Origin of the sequence: Polyangium sorediatum (genome assembly GCF_029946465.1) — a bacterium.
GTDB lineage: Bacteria > Myxococcota_A > Polyangia > Polyangiales > Polyangiaceae > Polyangium > Polyangium fumosum.
Genome location: NZ_JARZHI010000015.1, coordinates 158,930 through 175,349, shown reverse-complemented (window position 1 = coordinate 175,349; position 16,420 = coordinate 158,930). Strand labels below are relative to the sequence as shown.

The 16,420-nt window shown below is 67.6% G+C and carries 11 protein-coding genes; 5 read left to right on the top strand and 6 right to left on the bottom strand.

Going from position 1 to position 16,420, the window contains the following annotated elements; translation table 11 throughout:
• The first annotated feature begins 56 nt into the window (after positions 1-56).
• Positions 57-1,799, top strand: coding sequence for an AAA family ATPase (locus QHF89_RS19230; RefSeq protein WP_136969014.1), 1,743 nt, complete (start codon positions 57-59; stop codon positions 1,797-1,799).
• A gap of 6 nt (positions 1,800-1,805) precedes the next feature.
• On the opposite strand, the gene QHF89_RS19225 is transcribed toward QHF89_RS19230, so the two are convergent.
• Positions 1,806-3,140 carry a DUF6688 domain-containing protein gene (locus tag QHF89_RS19225; RefSeq protein WP_284720685.1) on the bottom strand — a complete coding sequence of 445 codons (1,335 nt, stop codon included), beginning with the start codon at positions 3,138-3,140 and terminating at the stop codon, positions 1,806-1,808.
• A gap of 135 nt (positions 3,141-3,275) precedes the next feature.
• Here QHF89_RS19225 and murA point away from each other — a divergent pair, with 135 nt between their 5' ends.
• From murA to QHF89_RS19205, 4 genes are all read left to right on the top strand, one after another.
• Positions 3,276-4,547: a UDP-N-acetylglucosamine 1-carboxyvinyltransferase gene (murA, locus tag QHF89_RS19220; protein ID WP_136928874.1), complete on the top strand. Its 1,272-nt coding sequence runs from the start codon at positions 3,276-3,278 to the stop codon at positions 4,545-4,547.
• Positions 4,544-5,185: an ATP phosphoribosyltransferase gene (gene hisG, locus QHF89_RS19215; RefSeq protein WP_136969015.1), complete on the top strand. Its 642-nt coding sequence runs from the start codon at positions 4,544-4,546 to the stop codon at positions 5,183-5,185. Before murA ends, hisG begins: the two co-directional genes overlap by 4 nt.
• 61 nt (positions 5,186-5,246) lie before the next feature.
• Positions 5,247-7,538 (top strand): FG-GAP repeat domain-containing protein, encoded by a 2,292-nt coding sequence (locus QHF89_RS19210; RefSeq protein WP_136969016.1) that lies wholly within the window; start codon positions 5,247-5,249, stop codon positions 7,536-7,538.
• A gap of 20 nt (positions 7,539-7,558) precedes the next feature.
• Positions 7,559-8,992 (top strand): Ig-like domain-containing protein, encoded by a 1,434-nt coding sequence (locus QHF89_RS19205; RefSeq protein ID WP_136969017.1) that lies wholly within the window; start codon positions 7,559-7,561, stop codon positions 8,990-8,992.
• On the opposite strand, the gene QHF89_RS19200 is transcribed toward QHF89_RS19205, so the two are convergent.
• From QHF89_RS19200 to hydA, 5 genes are all read right to left on the bottom strand, one after another.
• Positions 8,993-10,585, bottom strand: a complete 1,593-nt coding sequence (locus tag QHF89_RS19200; protein WP_136969018.1) for a hypothetical protein — start codon at positions 10,583-10,585, stop codon at positions 8,993-8,995.
• Between the two features lie 126 nt (positions 10,586-10,711).
• A complete protein-coding gene (locus QHF89_RS19195) occupies positions 10,712-12,235 on the bottom strand; it encodes an NCS1 family nucleobase:cation symporter-1 (protein ID WP_136969019.1) in 1,524 nt (507 codons plus the stop codon).
• A gap of 30 nt (positions 12,236-12,265) precedes the next feature.
• Positions 12,266-13,651: an NAD-dependent dihydropyrimidine dehydrogenase subunit PreA gene (preA, locus tag QHF89_RS19190; RefSeq protein ID WP_136969020.1), complete on the bottom strand. Its 1,386-nt coding sequence runs from the start codon at positions 13,649-13,651 to the stop codon at positions 12,266-12,268.
• 3 nt (positions 13,652-13,654) lie between these two features.
• A complete protein-coding gene (locus QHF89_RS19185; protein ID WP_136928881.1) occupies positions 13,655-15,010 on the bottom strand; it encodes an FAD-dependent oxidoreductase in 1,356 nt (451 codons plus the stop codon).
• Positions 15,007-16,413 carry a dihydropyrimidinase gene (hydA, locus tag QHF89_RS19180; protein WP_136969021.1) on the bottom strand — a complete coding sequence of 469 codons (1,407 nt, stop codon included), beginning with the start codon at positions 16,411-16,413 and terminating at the stop codon, positions 15,007-15,009. Before hydA ends, QHF89_RS19185 begins: the two co-directional genes overlap by 4 nt.
• Positions 16,414-16,420 lie beyond the last annotated feature (7 nt).

The window sequence follows — 16,420 nt, the reverse complement described above, 5'->3', positions numbered from 1 at the left end:
GCGGGCTATCCTTGCCCCTGGCCCCCCGCGAGCAGTAGGCTCCGGTCCGACCCGTCATGAACGCCCCGCTGCGCGTCCCTCTCGGCATCGACGACTTCCAGAAGGTCCGGGAGGGCGGTCTGCTCTACGTCGACAAGACGCACCTCGTGACGGACCTGCTCGAAAAGGCGGGCGCCGAGGTCGTCCTGCTCCCGCGCCCGCGGCGGTTCGGCAAGAGCCTGAACCTCTCGATGGTCCGCTGCTACTTCGAGAAGCGCGCGGAGGACCTCTCCCCTCTCTTTCGGGACCTCCAGGTTTGGCAGGCCGGCGACGCGGTCCGCGCGCATTTCCAGCGGTATCCGGTCGTTCATTTGACGATGAAGGGCGCCAAGCAGGCGACCTTCGAGGCGTGCTGGAAGACCATCCGCGAGAAGATCGAGGCGCTCTTCCGGGAGCACAAGGCACTGCTCACGAGCGGCGCGCTCGATTCACGGGAGGAGGAGAAGTACCGCGCCATCCTCGATGGCACCGCCGACGACGTGCTCTACGGGCGGGCTCTCCTCGACCTCTGCCACTACCTCCACCGCACGCACGGCGAGCGCGTGCTCCTGCTCATCGACGAGTACGACGAGCCCATCCACGCCGGGTACACGCACGGGTACGCGCCACGCATCCTAGATTTCTGCCGCGCCTTCTATGGCGAAGGCTTGAAGGGCAATCCGCACCTCTTCCGCGCGGTCCTCACCGGTATTTTGCGCGTCGCGCGCGAGAGCATCTTCTCCGGCCTGAACAACGTCACCGTCTATTCGCTATTGCGCTCGGAGTTCAATACCTGCTTCGGCTTCACCGAGCCGGAGGTCGAGCGCCTCCTCGCCGCCGCCGGACGGACGGACCGTCTGGAGACGCTGCGCGCCTGGTACAACGGGTATCTCTTCGGGGGCGAGGTCATCTACAATCCCTGGTCCGTCCTCAACTTCCTGGCCGCCGAAGACAAGGACCCCGAGCCCTACTGGCTTTCGACGAGCTCGAACGATCTCATCCGCGAGCTCCTCCAAGAGCGCGCCGTCGAGCTCGAACCGCTCTTCGAAGCCCTCCTGACCGGGGGCTCCGTGGAAAAGGTGCTCGACGAGCACGTCCCGCTCGGGGAGCTGCATACGAGCGAAAACGCGCTCTGGAGCCTGCTCGTCTTCGCCGGCTACCTGAAGGCCGAGCGCCACTCGCGCGGGCCCATGGAGCGCCCCATGCACCGGCTCTCGATCCCCAATCGAGAGGTGCGCGAGCTTTACACGAGCACCTTCCGGGGATGGATGGCCGCGCGCCTCGGCGGTCGAGGCGGGGCCCTCGATGCGCTGCTCGACGCCTTGCTGCGGGGGGACGCGGAGCGATTGGAGCGGCTCCTCCAGGCGTTCGTGACGAACGTCCTTTCGCACCATGACGTCGGGTTCTTCGGGCCGGAGCGCGTGTACCAAGCGTTCCTCGTGGGCCTGCTGGCGACACTGGAGCCGGACTACCAGGTCCGCTCGGACCGCGAATCCGGCCACGGGCGCGCGGACGTGCTCGTGCGCCCAGCGCACCCGGGAAAGCCGGGCGTCGTGCTCGAATTGAAGGTCGTCAAGGCCGCGCGCCGCGCCCCGGAGAAAGCGCTCGCCGAAGGCCTCGCGCAGATCCGCGAGAAGGCGTACGCCGCCGAGCTACGGGCCGCAGGGGCCGAGCCGGTGCACGCGTTCGCCGCCGCGTTCGACGGAAAACGCGTATGGGTCCGCGCCGCGACGCTCTCGCCGGAGGAGCCTTCCCCGCGGAAAAAAGCGCGCAAGCGCTGAGCTGCGTCAGCGATACATCCGATCAATCCGCGTCTCCGGCGAGCGCGGATCAAAGAGCACGAGCGCCACGTAGAAGACCCACTCCGCCGGCTTCATCACGAGGTACACCACGTCCGACACCCACGCCGGGCGCAGGTAGTTGCACACGGGCCGCGCGAGCAGGTCGTACGTTCGTCGTGCCAAACGACCGAACCGAGGCCAGCGCTCGTGGAGCAGGTCCTCGAACGCGTTCGCCACCGCGAGCTGCCGGTTCACCACGATCGGCGCGCCGCCGCGCCGGCCCATGCGGAGCGGGCGCACGAGCCAGGAATGGCCCCGCGCCGCCACCGTGCAGAGGTAATGGCAATCGCCGGGGAGCACCTCCACCGGGAGCCGCGAGAGCGTGTAGTCACACGTCCGCGTGAAGACCTGGAGCGCGCCCGCCGCGTGGCCCAGCCAAACCGCCTGGATGACCGCATGCGCGCCGAGCAGCACCGGCGACAAGGCGAGGGCGCGGAGCAGCGTCGGGCGGTGGATCTTCTCGGGCAGGAAGGATTGCTCCGGGCCTTCGCGATACACGGCGAGCGGCTTTCCGATCGCCCGCGCGTCCGCGCCCCGCAAGCGCAGGCGGTGGCGAAGCTCCGCGCCGTAGAGGATCACGGTCAGGACCGGGGACAAACAGGGCAAGAAGGCCGGCGGGAACACCACGCCAATGAGCACCCATTTGCCGAAATGCACCGCGAGCAGCACGTGGATGGCGATGCCCGCGAGCAAACCCGCGTGCACGAGGAGCTCGGCCATCGCCGGGTGCAGCGCCGCACGCCTGCGCCGCGAGACCATGTAGGCGAGCGCCGTCACGAGGTGAAACGCGAGCAGGCCGAAGACCTCGGGCTCGGCGAGCGGGCGGAAGACCTCGCCGCTCGCCTCGCACTCCATCACCTGGCAGGTCGCGTTGACGATGTGGTTGTAGAGCAGCCCCCACGCGGGGAGGATGCCGAGGACGAGGACGTCCGCCCACGCCAGAGCCGCGCCACGCCCGTGCGTTCGGGTGTGACGGTAGAGCTTGATGACGGCCCAGAGCCCCATGCCGACGGCCGCGAGCCCGAAGCAGATGAACGCGAGGCCGCGGGCTCCCGTGGCGAGCGCGACGAGAGCCGCGACGGTCGGCGAGACGTACCCGATGACGAGCAACGTCACGAGCGCGGCGTCCGCGACGCGGCTGTGCGTGGAGGGCGAAGGCGCGGGCGCCTCCGCGAGCGGGGCCTCGGGCGGCGCGAAGGGAAGCATCTCGGCCTTCGGCGGGGCCCCGTCTTCGGCCTTTGCCTCGGGCTCCTTGTCGCGTTCGTGTTCCCCGGAATTCATGCGCTCTCCGATGCCCATCGTACCTTGCGTCCTGCGAGCTGACACGCGGATCCTACCCACGCCTACATACGCGGCATCGTGCGCAACGCGCCAAACGTTCGCCTTCCCGCGCGAATCATGCGAAGAGTCGGAGCCATGGACGTCATCCGGATTCGCGGTGGAAAGCAGCTTCAGGGCAAGATCCGCGTGAGCGGCGCGAAGAACGCGGCGCTGCCGATCCTGTGCGCGACGCTCCTCTCGGACGGCGAGAGCATCCTGCGCAACGTGCCGGCGCTCAAGGACATCGAGACCACGGGGGAATTGCTCCGGGTGCTCGGGCGCAACGTGATGGTCGACCCGCCCCTCGTGCGCGTCGCCGGCGGGCCCGAGGCAAACCCCGAGGCTCCCTACGAGCTCGTCAAGCAGATGCGCGCCAGCGTGCTCGTGCTCGGGCCCCTCGTCGCGCGCTACGGCCGCGCCAAGGTGAGCCTCCCCGGCGGATGCCAGATCGGCTCGCGCCCGGTCGACCAGCACTTGAAGGGCCTCGAAGCGCTCGGCGCGACGATCCGCCTCGCGAACGGCTACATCAACGCCGAGTGCAAGCGGCTGAAGGGCGCCGAGGTCGTCTTCGACATGCCGACCGTGACGGGCACCGAGAACATCATGATGGCCGCGGCGCTCGCGAAGGGCCGCAGCACGCTGGTCAACTGCGCCCGCGAGCCGGAGGTCGAGGAGCTCGGCCGCGTGCTGAACAAGATGGGCGCGCGTGTCGACGGCGCGGGCACGGACGTCATCCACATCGAGGGGCGCGACGAGCTCGACCCGTTCGACCATGCGATCATCTCGGACCGCATCGAGACCGGGACGTACATGGTCGCGGCCGCGGCGGCAGGCGGCGACGTGCTGCTCGAGAACGCGCCGCTCGAGGACCTCGAAGCCGTGGTGGCGAAGCTCCGCGCGACGGGCGTGGAGGTCGGGCGCGAGGGCGACTGCGTGCGCATCCGCCGCGACCCCGACCGGCCGCTGCGCCCGGTGGACGTGGTGACGGCGCCGCACCCCGGCTTCCCGACGGACATGCAGGCGCAGTTCATGGTGCTGATGTGCCTGGCGCGCGGGACGTCGCGGATCAACGAGACGATCTTCGAGAACCGGTTCATGCACGTGCCGGAGCTGCGCCGCATGGGCGCGGAGATCGACACCGACGGGCACACGGCGCATGTGCACGGCGGCCGCCCGCTCTCGGGCGCGAAGGTCATGGCCACGGATCTCCGCGCGAGCGCGTCGCTCGTCATCGCGGGGCTGCTCGCGACGGAGGGCGAGACCGAGGTCTTGCGCGTCTATCACCTCGATCGCGGCTACGAGTACATGGAGCGCAAGCTCGCGACGCTCGGCGCGGATACGGTGCGGATCAAGGGGCAGCCGGGGTGAACGAGGGGCCGCTCTCGATCGCCGTCCCGAAAGGCCGCATTCTCAAGGCGCTCGCGCCCCTGTTTTCCCGGGCGGGCCTCGACGTGGGCCCGCTCGTCGCCGACGACCGGCGGCTCGTGCGCGACGACGCGGCGGGCCGCCTGCGCTACGTGTTCCTGAAGCCCGACGACGTGCCGACGTACGTGGAGTACGGCGCGGTGGACCTCGGCATCGCCGGGCGAGATACGCTGCTCGAAAAAAAGGCGGACCTCTACACGCCGCTCGACCTCGGAATCGGCCGATGCCGCCTCGCGGTGGCGGGGCCGCGGGGCAAGCAGGCGCCGGACGTGCCGCGCGTGGCCACGAAATACCCGCGCGTCGCGGCGGACTTTTTCGCGAAAAAGGGGATTCAGGCCGAGGTGATCCCCGTCTCGGGCTCGGTGGAGCTCGCGCCGCTCGTGGGTTTGTCGGACCTGATCGTCGACGTGGTCGAGACGGGAAAGACCCTCGAAGAGAATGACCTCGAAGTGATCGAGACGGTCGCCGAGGTGAGCACGATGCTCATCGCGAACCGCGCGGCGTACAAGCTCCGCGCGGCGGAGATCCGGCCGCTTTGTGAGGCGATCGGCAGGGTCGTGGCGGAGGCTCGGACTTCCTGATCCGGCGTTGACCTCGCTCTCGAAGCCGGCCTACGATATCGTAGAAAGCGAGGAATCCATCATGAACATGCGCGGAACGATGCGCGTCGCGGCGCTCTGGCTGCTCGCGGGCGGAATGGTGTTCGCCTGCGGAGACGGCGGGAGCACGACCTCCACGGGCACGAACACGGGCGGCTCCGGGGGCACGGGCGGCGGCCCGACCGGCGGCGGCGGGACCGGCGGGGACGCGGGGTCGGGCGGCGACGTGTTCACGGACGCCGGATGCCCGCCGGCGCAGATCTGCGGCGATGCGTGTTGTCCCACAGGCGAGACCTGCGCGCTCGGGACGACGTGCGCCCGCGCGCAGCCGCCTTGCACGACGAACGACGATTGCTTGTTCGATAGCTACTGCAACGAGGGGCAATGCGTCCCTTATGGCATTCCCGGCGCGCAGGAGAACGATCCGAGCTGCACGAGCCCCGTGGAGATCGGCGCCATCGTGCCGTCGGAGCAATGCCGCTGGACCGGGCCGCCCGACGGCGACGCGCATCCGAACAACTTCCAGGTGATGGCCACGCCCGTCGTCGTCGATTTCGACTTCGATAACGACCCGAACACGCTCTCGCCCTCGATCGTCTTCACCTCGTTCCCCACGGCGGGCAGCTACACGAACCCCGGCGTCCTGCGCGTCATCAGCGGGAAGGATTGCTCGCAACAGTGGAGCTTCGACGCCGCGGGGGACGCGACCATGTCGCCCGCGTCGGTGGCCGTTGCGGACCTCGACGGCGACGGCCGGGCCGAGATCGTCGCGGCGCGCCACGGCGGCGGCGTCCTCGCGTTCCGCTTCGATCCCGCGACGAATACGTTCGCGCAGCTCTGGCGCTCCGGCACGTGCCCGGGAGGCTCCGGCCCGCCCACCACGTTCGACACGACGGGCGGATCCGACAAATGGAGCGGGCCTTCGATTCACGACCTCGACGACGACGGCAAACCCGAGATCCTCTACGGGGCCACGGTGTACCGCGCCGATGGCTGCATGGCCTCGAATGGACTCGGCTTCCCGGCCTACAGCAAGGGCGTCGTGCCCGTCGTCGCCGACGTCGACGAGGATGGGAAGATGGAGCTCGTGCTCGGCAATGGGATCCATCAATGGGATTCCGCGGCCGGCGATTGGGTCGCGGAGGTCTATTTCACGCCCGGCAACCTCGCCGCGGGTCAGGTGGCGGTCGCCGAGCTCGGCAACTTCCCGCTGGAGGCGTTCGGCGGGCAGGATCGCGCCGAGATCGTGGTCGTGTCGGGCGGGAACATCCGCGTCCAGACGCTCACCGGCACCGTGGTCTTCGGGCCCGTCACGATCCCGGGCGGCGGCACGGGTGGTCCTCCCACGGTCGCCGATTTCGACGGGGATGGCCGGCGCGAATTCGCGAGCGCGGGCGGCACGCAGTACGTCGTCTTCGATTTCGACTGCCTCGCGGGCGGCGACCCCGCGAAATGCGGCGGGCAATCCCCGGGGACGGGCATCCTCTGGAGCCAGCCCTCGAAGGACGCGAGCTCCAACGTGACCGGGTCGAGCGTCTTCGATTTCGATTACGACGGCAAGGCCGAGGCGGTCTACGCCGACGAGTGTTTCCTCCGGGTCTACGACGGGACCACGGGCGCCGTCATTTACAGCGTCGCGCGTTCGTCGGGGACGACCTACGAGAACCCCGTGATCGTGGACGTGGACGGGGATTACCACACGGAGATCGTCACGGCCGTGAACAACTACGCGGGCAACCTCGGCTGCCCCGCCACGGATCCGCTCTTCCCGAATGCAACGTTCGCCCAGAACCACGGCATTCTGGTCCTGCGCGACGAGCAGGAGCGCTGGGCGGCCTCGCGGCCGGTGTGGAATCAACACGCGTACGCCGTCACGCACGTCGGCGATCACGGCGAGATCCCCAAGACGTCGAGCGTGGCGGTCAACTGGAAGGCGCCGGAGCTCAACAATTTTCGCCAGAACGTGCAGGGCGACCTCGAAGCGCTCGGGCAACCCGATCTCACGGCGGGCGGGGACGTGGGCGCCGTGAAATGCGTGGGGACCCTCGCGACGATCGAGGCGCGGGTATGCAACCGCGGCACGCTCCCGATGGTGAGCGGCACCGAGGTCACGTTTTATGACGGCTCGGCGATGGGGCCCGCGCTCTGCACGGCCGCGATCCCGGTCGCGCTCGGCGTGAAGGAGTGCACGATCGTGAGTTGCCAGGCGGATCTCGGCGGCAAGAAGCTCGACATCTACGTCCGCGTCGACCCGCAGACGCAGACGCTCGAGTGCCACGAGAAGAACAACGACGCCCTTTATACCGGCGTCGAGTGCGGCGCCGTGCCGAACTGACGCCCTTCCCTCGCCTTGCCATGTATCATCCCTCCCTGGAGGTGATGATGCACGCCCCCCGCTTTTCCTCGATAAAACGCCCCCTCGCCGCCCTCGGCATTCTCCTCGCGACGCTCGGCGCCGCGGGGACCGCCTCGGCCACGGGCATGCAGGGCCATATCTACATGGCCCACTGCGCCGCCGAGCAGGTCACGGAGCCGCGGCTCCGCGCCGTCTTCGACGCCCACGAGAACGATCTCTCGAACGGCGCCTTTTTCCCCGACTCCGGCTACACCGCGGAGGACCACGATCAAGGCGAAATTCCGCACTGGGAGCAATACGTTCAAGGATACGTCGAGCTGATCCGGACGAAGTACGGAGACAAACCGCTCGACAACCCGGAAGCCGCGGTGCACGTGGCGTTCTTGATGGGGCTCGCGGCCCATGGGATCACGGACTCGACGTTCGATTCGCTGCTCTACGAGCGCGCGGACCAGGTCGACCCGGGAGACATGGATACCTTCGACATGGCGATGGATATCTTCCTCGTCCACGACCATCCGCGGTACTACCTGCCCGAGGTCGCCGTCGACGCGAAGACACAAAGCGAAATCTTCGAGCAGAAGATCGCCCATCCCGTGACGCCCGATGCGATCCAGAAGGCCATGTCGACGGCCAGGTCCGGCATCTTCTTGGTGGCGAACTACCTGTACATCGGCGCCGACGAGTACGGGGAGCGGTTCCCCTGGGCCCGGCAAAGCCTGCGGGATCCGCGGACGCCCGGCGGATATCCGTTCGGCGCCCAGGTCACGAAGGGGTATTACCGCGAGCTCCTCCGCCGGCTCGACGGCGATCCCTCGGCCGACGCCGTGGTCATCGGCCAATACCCGGACGAGGCCTATCCGCTCGCCACGCTCGATAACACGCGGCCCGACGGAAACCTCGTGTTGTTCTTCGGCGAGGGAATGGACCGGGCCACGATCGACGACGCGGTCGTGACCGTGCGCGACGGCGCGGGCGCGGTGGTTCCCACGAAGGTCAGCGTGTATCGCGGCGATCAATGGGCGAACGTCCTGCGCATCTCGGCGCAAGAGCCCTGGCAGCCGTCGACGAAATACACGGCGACCTTGCACAAGTCGATCAAGACGCTCGCCGGCGTCTCCCCGACCGAGGATCACGTCTTTTCGTTCACGACCTGCACGCCGGAATCCCCGGGCGGTGATTGCCCGGCGCAGATCGGGCCGCCGCCCGCCTCGCCCTGCCCGAAGCTCGACGCGGCGTATACGATGCGGCCCGAGGATACGCCTCCGGAAGAGGAGGAGCCGCCCCCGCCGACGAATGTCAATCCCGTCACACAGGACGAGAGCGGATGTACGGCCGCGCCGGCCCGCCGCGAGGCGAGCGCCGGGTCGCTCCTCGCGCTCGCCGGCGCATGCTTGGCGCTCGTCGCGCGGCGGCGCGGCCGTCGTCCCTGATCAGCCGCACATCCCGTTCGGCAAGCACCGCTCGCCGACGGCGCATTGCGTGCCGCCGCAGGTGCACTGCCCGTTGCCCCCGCAGGTGCCCGCCGTTCCGGCATTACAATCGGCGTCCGCGTCGCAGCGGCACGAGGGCGCCTGCGGGATCATGCCGCCGCAAACGAAGCCGGTCGGGCAGGCTCGGCCACAAGCGCCGCAGTTCGCGGCGTCCGTGTAGGGGTCGACGCAAGCCGCGGGGTTCTGGCAGCAGAGCATGTTCGCGGCGCACGCGGCGCCGCCGTTGCACGTGCATGCATTGCCCATGCACACCTCGCCGGCCGCGCAGGTCGTCCCGTTGCAGCTACAGAGCCCCGTGGCACCGGCGCAGTTGCCACCCCCGCCGCACTCGTTGTTCGTGTTGCAGCCGCAGAACTTCTGCTGAAGGGGACCGCGGTCGCAATCAAGGCCGCCGCTGCAATCGTTGCCGCAGCCGCCGCAGTTGGCGTCGTCTTGCTGGGCGTTACGCTCGCAGCCGTTGTCGTTGCCCATCGCGGGCATCGAACAGTTCGCGAACCCGAGATCACACGTCGAATCACAGACGCCGGCCGTGCAGCTCTTCGAGGCGACGTTCGTCCCGGAGCACGCGCGGCCACAGGCGCCGCAGTGATTGATGTTCGTCGCCGTGTTCGTCTCGCAGCCGTCCGTCGGATCGTTGTTGCAATCGGCCGTGCCGGCCGCGCAATCGAGCTCGCACATCCCGCTCGTGCACGACGTGCCCGAGGGGCAAACGTTCCCGCAGGTGCCGCAGTTCTGCGGGTCGTTCTGGAGGTTCACCTCGCAGCCCGTCGCGTCCATCATGTCGCAATCGTCGAACCCGCCCTCGCACGCGCCGAGCGAGCACGTGCCCATGTCGCACGCCTCGGCCGCGTTCGCGAAGTCGCACGTGTCGCCGCAGAAGTTGCAATCGAGCAGCGTGCCGAGCATGGTCTCGCAACCGTCGCTCGTGTTCATGTTGCAATCGGCCGTCCCCGGCTCACAGGGGTTCGGCTCGCACTGGCCGGCGATGCAGGACTCGAAGACGGTGCAGGCCGAACCACACCCACCACAATGCAGCGGATCCGCCTGGGTGTTCGCCTCGCAGCCGGTCTGCGCCATCATGTCGCAATCCGCGAACCCCGTCGTGCACGAGCCGAGCCCGCACTGGCCCGCCTCGCACGTCGCCGTCGCGTTCGCCGCCATGCAGACCGTGCCGCACGCGCCGCAGTTGTTCGGGTCGGTGGCCGTCTCCGACTCGCACCCGCTCGTCGCGAGGCCGTCGCAATCGAAGAACCCTGCCTCGCACGTGTCCACGGCGCAGGCGCCGTTGGCACATGCGGCCGTCGCATTCGGGACGTTGCAGGGGCTGCACCCGGTGCCGCAGCCAAAGGCCGGATCGTCGGCGGAGACGCACACGTCATTGCAGCTCACCTGGCCGGTCGGGCACGCGGCCGCGCCGCCATTGCCACCGCTGCCCCCCGTCGGTTCGAACTGATCGAAATCCTGGGTACAGCTCGCGACACCCAGGCCCGCGAGGGCCAGGGCCATGAGGGCAGACAAAACACCAAACCGCATCGACGCCTCCGTCGGGAAAACCGCGACCGCGGCCACGATTATCCAGATCGACGGAAAGTTCAATTGTTTTGTCGATGTACGCCCGGCAGAAGGGCGCGCGCGTCGGCCGCCAAAGCGGAGGTGTCGTCAGGCTTCTGCCTTCACGGCCGTCGCCTCGGTCCTGCCGAAGATCCGCGTGAGGACGATGTAGAGGGCACCCGAGACGAAGAAGCCCACGAACCAGGCATAGTTGTAGAGCTTCATCCACATCGGGTCGACGGTCATGACCTTGATCGTCCCGAGGAAGCCCGGCAGGTTCGGCAGGATGCCCGCGCAGAGGGCGATGATCGCCGCCAGGTTGAAGCCGCCCCGGTACCAGTAGGAGCCCTCGCGTACGTAGAGCTGCACGAGGTCGAGCTTCGTTTTACGGACGATGAAATAATCCGCGATGAGGATGCCGCCGATGGCGCCGAGCAGCGCCGAATACCCGACGAGCCACGTGAAGATGTATCCCGAGGGGTCCGAAACGAGCCGCCAGGGCTGGATCAGAATGCCAATCACGCCCGTGATGAAGCCGCCCGTGCGGAACGAGATGCCCTTCGGCCAGAGGTTCGCGAAATCGTTCGCCGGGCTCACCACGTTCGCTGCGATGTTCGTCGCGAGCGTGGCGATGCAGAGCGAGAAGAGCGCGACCACGAGCAGGACCGGGTTCTTGAACTTCGTGATGAGCACGACCGGATCCCAGATCGTCTCGCCATAGATCACGGCTGTCGCCGAGGTGACCGCCACGCCGATGAACGAATAGAGGCCCATCGTGGTGGGCAGCCCGAGCGCCTGCCCCACGACCTGATCCCGCTGCGAATACGCATACCGCGTGAAATCAGGGATGTTCAGCGAAAGCGTCGCCCAGAAGCCGATCATGCCCGTGAGCGCGGGGAAAAAGAACGACCAGAACTGGCCCTCTTTCTTCCCGCCCGCAGCAAACGCCGAGGGCGTGTCGAGCATCGGGCCGAACCCGCCCGCCTTGCCATAGGCCCATGCGAGCAGCGCGAGCCCGAGCGCGATGAGCAAGGGGGCTTTGATGTTCAGGAGGACCCGGATCGAGTCGATCCCCTTGTGGATGACCCACATGTTGATCCCCCAGAAAAACAGGAAGCAGAGGAGCTGGGGGAGGCTGATGCCGAGGAGGTTCGCGGGCGCGCTCTCCCACGAGGGGACGAAGACGGCGATGATCTTGTAAATCGCCCAGCCCCCGATCCACGCCTGGATCCCGAACCAGCCACACGCGACGAGCGCGCGCAGGATCGCCGGGATGTTCGCGCCGAGAATGCCAAACGACGGGCGGCAATACACCGGGAAAGGAATGCCGTACTTGGTGCCCGCGTGCGCATTCAGGATCATCGGCAAGAGGACGATCGTATTGCCGAGGAAGATCGTGACCACGGCCTGCCACCAGCTCATCCCCTCGGCGATGAGCGAGGAGGCGAGCATGTACGTGGGCACGCAGGCCGACATGGAGATCCAGAGCGCGGCGATGTCCTTCATCGCCCACTTGCGATCCTTGATCCGTGTCGGCTCGAGGTCGTGGTTGATGTAGGGCGAGACGATCTCGCCCTCGATCTCGTGAATGTCACCAGAGACGCGGACGGCGAGGCGAGCGTCGGTCGTCATGGAGGGCCCCCGCAGAGGTAGGATCAGCCGCTAACGTTTGGCGCGTTCGATCTCGGTGACGTGAAGGCCCCCGGGAACGAAATCGGCGCCGCGCTGGACCCGATCGTTCCAGCTCTCGTTGGGTTTGCCCGAGGGCACTTCCTTCATCGTGATGCAGCCCGAGACGGGGCAAACGAGCTGGCAAAGATTGCAGCCGATGCACTCGTCGTCGTCGACGAACGGCACGCGTGCCCCCGGCGCGCCGCCCCTCGCCGTGACCGCGCGGTCCGGGATGAGCTTCGGGATGTGGGTATGCCCCGCCTTGCGCGCCTGCTCCTCGGTGCGGCCAGGCAGGTGGATGCACTGGTGCGCGCCGTCCATGCAGGCGACGTAGCAGAGCTGGCAGCCGATGCACTTGTCGGTCGAGATGTCCGCGACGACGCGATACCCGAGGTCGAGCTCGCCCCAGTTCTTGTATTGCGGCGCGGCACGGCCCCGGAGGTCCAGGATCGATTTCATGCCCTTCGCATCGAGGAAATCGTTCAGGCCCTCGATCATGTCCTCGACGATGCGGTAGCCGTAATGCATGACCGCCGTGCAGACCTGCACGCTCGTGCAGCCGAGCGCGATGAACTCGGCCGCGTCGCGCCAGTTCGAGATGCCGCCGATGCCCGAGATCGGGAGCTTTGAAACGTACGGATGCCGCGTCAACTCGCCGACCATGTGCAGCGCGACGGGCTTGACCGCCGGGCCACAATACCCGCCGTTCGTCGAGGCGTTCCCGACGCGCGGCAAAGGCACCATCCGGTCGAGGTCGATGGCCATGATCGACTTGATGGTGTTGATCAAAGAGATCGCGTGCGCCCCGGATTCGAGCACCGCCTCGCCCGGCTCGACGATGTCCGTCACGTTGGGGCTCAGCTTGACGATGACCGGCTTCGTCGCGAATTCGACGGCCCAGCGCGCGATCTCCCGGAGCACCTTCGGCTCCGAGCTCACGGCCGAGCCCATCCCGCGCTCACACATGCCGTGCGGGCAGCCGAAATTGAGCTCGTGACCGTCCGAGCCCGCCTCCTCGGCGCGCTGGATGATCTCCTTCCACTCCTCCTTCGTCTCGACCATGAGCGAAGTAATGACGGCGTGGTTCGGATAACGGCGCTTGACCTCGCGAATCTCGCGGAGGTTCACTTCGAGCGGGCGGTCCGTGATGAGCTCGATGTTGTTGAGCCCCATCATGCGCGTATTGCCGTAATCGATGCCGCCGAACCGGCTTGACACGTTGACGATCGGATTGCCGAGCGTCTTCCACACAGCGCCGCCCCAGCCGGCGTCGAAGGCGCGCATGACCTGGTCGCCCGTGTTCGTGGGCGGCGCCGAGGCGAGCCAGAACGGGTTCGGGCTCTTGATACCCGCGAAATCAATCGATAGATCTGCCATGTCTCAGGCTCCCACGCCCATCAGGTACGCGTGCATGCTCGTGACCGCGATCTTCGCCTCGGCGACCGCGTTCACGACCTCCTTGCCGCCATTGACGCAATCGCCAGCGCTCCAGACCTTGGGGTTGCCGGTGCGATACGTCTTCGGATCGACGATGACCCGGCCGCGCATGTCGAGCTCGACGCCCGGGAACGAGCGCGCGACCTCGGTCATGCGACTCTGGCCGACCGCGACGACCACGAGGTCCGCCCGGAGGTCCTCCTCGGTGCCGGCGACGGGCTTTTTGTCCTCGGTCCGGATCACGCGCATACCCGTGATTTTGCCGACGTTGTCCCGTAAAACCGCGACCGGCGAGCGCTCGCAAAGGACCTTCATGCCGTCGACGCGGCCGCTCGCGAGCTCGTGCTCGTAGGCCGAGAGGTCCTCCTCGCCGCCGCGGTAGAGCATGGTCGCGTCGATGCCGAGCAAGGCGAGCTCGTGCGCGACGTCGACCGCCGTATTGCCGCCGCCGACGACGATCGCCCGGTCGACGCCCTTGAAGCGCAGCGTCGGGTCGGCCTTGAGCCGCTCGATGAGGTGCGTCGCGCCCACCACGCCGCCGCCGTCCTCGCCGGGGATCTTGAGACGCGAATCCGGGCCGAGGCCGAGGCCGAGGAAGACCGCGTCGTATTGCTGGAGCAGCGACGAGGCCGAGACCTCTTCGGACGAGCCCGAGACAGGGACGATCTCCACGCCCTGGTACAGCTCGACATTGCCGAGCGAGAGCACCCAGGTGATCTCCTGGAGCGCCTCCTCGACCTTCATCTTGTACGGGGCGATGCCCAGCGTATTGAGGCCGCCCGGCAGGAGCTTCTTTTCGTAAATGGCCGCCTCGTGCCCTTCGAGCGCGAGCCAGCCGGCCGCCGCGACGGACGCCGGGCCCGCGCCGACGAGCGCGATGCGCTTGCCCGTCGGCGCCTTGGGCTTGAAGATCTGCGGATCCTCGGCGAGCGCCTTCTCGACGGCATACCGCTGGAGCCGGCCGATCTTGATCGGATCACGGTGCCAGTCGTTGTAGACGCAAGCGCCGGCGCAGAGGACCTCCACCGGACAAACCTGGCCGCACGATTTGCCGAGCAGGTTCTGCGAGAGAATGGTGCGCGCCGCGCCCTTGACGTTGCCCGTGCCGATCTTCCGGATGAACGTGGGAATGTCGATCGCGGTCGGGCACGCCTTGATGCAGGGCGCGTCCACGCAATACAGGCACCGGTTCGCCTCGGCGATGGCCTCGGCGTCCTCGTACGGCGGCTTCTTGTCCTCGTAAAGGACCTCGAGCCGATCCCCTTCGACGTCCGGGATGTGCGGCGAATGATGGGTCATCGGACCTCCCTTGCGGCAGCCGGCGCCTCGAGCTTGCGCGGGAGATAACGCCCCGCGCCGCGCACGACGTCGAGCTTGCCGTCCTTGTATTGGACGCGGCCGTGGACGATGGTGTGGCTCACCTTGCCCTTGACCTCGAATCCCTCGAAGATGTTGCGATCGCAGCGGTGGTGGTGCGTCTTCGCCGAAATGACGCTCGACCCCTTGGGATCGAAAATCACGATATCGGCATCGGCGCCCGGCACGATCGCGCCCTTGCGCGGATAGAGTCCAAAGATCTTCGCGGGCTGCGTGGAGAAGAGATCGACGAAGCGGTTCACGTCGATGTGGCCGCCAAGGACGCCGTAGGTCCAGAGCAGGCCGAGGCGATTCTCGATGCCCGCCGCGCCGTTCGGGATCTTCGTGAAATTGTCCCGGCCCATGTCCTTCTGGCCGACCTGATTGAAGGGGCAATGGTCCGTCGCAACCACCTGGATGAGCCCCGAGGCGATGCCCGCCCAGAGCGCCTCCTGATGTCCCTTCGGCCGGATCGGCGGGCTCATGACGTACGCCGCGCCCTCGAAATCGGGTTTGTCGTAGACCGAGTCGTCGAGGATCAGGTATTGCGGGCACGTCTCGGCGAAGACGAGCTGGCCGCGCCGGCGCGCGTCGGTGACGGCGTCGAGCGCCTCGCGACACGTGAGGTGGACGATGTAAATGGGCTCGCCGATCATACGCGCCATCATGATCGCGCGGTTCGTCGCCTCGCCCTCGACGGGCGCGGGGCGCGAGAGAGCGTGATATTTCGGGTCGAGTTTGCCCTCGGCGACGAGCTTCTTCTGCAAGGCGACGACGACGTCGCCGTGCTCGGCGTGCACCGTGACGAGCGCGCCGAGGTCCTTCGCCGTCTGCATGACCTGGATGAGCTCGACGTCGTCGACGCCGATCGCGCCGCGATAGGCCATGAACGTCTTGAAGGAGGGGATGCCCTCCTCGCGGACGCATTGCTCCATCTCGGACTTCGTGCGGTCGCCCCACCAGGTAACCGCCATGTGGAAGGCATAATCGGCGACGGCCTTCTTCGCCTTCTCCTTCCACATGGCGAGGCCGTCGAGCAAATGCTGGCCGCGCGCAGGGATGACGAAATCGATGATCGACGTGGTGCCGCCGGCGACGCCCGCCGCGGTGCCCGTCTCGAAATCGTCGGAGCTCTCCGTGCCCATGAACGGCAGCTCCATGTGCACGTGCGCGTCGATGCCGCCCGGGAAGACGAGCTGGCCCGAGGCGTCGATGACGACGTCGTCCGCGCCCTGCTTCACGAGCCCGGACCCGACCGCCACGATCTTGTCGCCATCGCAATACACGTCACCGACGAACTTGTCGGCGGCGGTGACGATCTCGCCATTCTTGATCAGGATGCCCATCTCGTCC

What these genes read in the sequence shown, in the direction of transcription:
- QHF89_RS19225 (WP_284720685.1), bottom strand. Translation starts at nt 3,140, where the DNA reads ATGAATTCCGGGGAACACGAACGCGACAAGGAGCCCGAGGCAAAGGCC.
- QHF89_RS19200 (WP_136969018.1), bottom strand. Translation starts at nt 10,585, where the DNA reads ATGCGGTTTGGTGTTTTGTCTGCCCTCATGGCCCTGGCCCTCGCGGGC.
- preA (WP_136969020.1), bottom strand. Translation starts at nt 13,651, where the DNA reads ATGGCAGATCTATCGATTGATTTCGCGGGTATCAAGAGCCCGAACCCG.
- murA (WP_136928874.1), top strand. Translation starts at nt 3,276, where the DNA reads ATGGACGTCATCCGGATTCGCGGTGGAAAGCAGCTTCAGGGCAAGATC.
- QHF89_RS19205 (WP_136969017.1), top strand. Translation starts at nt 7,559, where the DNA reads ATGTATCATCCCTCCCTGGAGGTGATGATGCACGCCCCCCGCTTTTCC.
- hydA (WP_136969021.1), bottom strand. Translation starts at nt 16,413, where the DNA reads ATGGGCATCCTGATCAAGAATGGCGAGATCGTCACCGCCGCCGACAAG.
- QHF89_RS19230 (WP_136969014.1), top strand. Translation starts at nt 57, where the DNA reads ATGAACGCCCCGCTGCGCGTCCCTCTCGGCATCGACGACTTCCAGAAG.
- QHF89_RS19185 (WP_136928881.1), bottom strand. Translation starts at nt 15,010, where the DNA reads ATGACCCATCATTCGCCGCACATCCCGGACGTCGAAGGGGATCGGCTC.
- QHF89_RS19210 (WP_136969016.1), top strand. Translation starts at nt 5,247, where the DNA reads ATGAACATGCGCGGAACGATGCGCGTCGCGGCGCTCTGGCTGCTCGCG.
- QHF89_RS19195 (WP_136969019.1), bottom strand. Translation starts at nt 12,235, where the DNA reads ATGACGACCGACGCTCGCCTCGCCGTCCGCGTCTCTGGTGACATTCAC.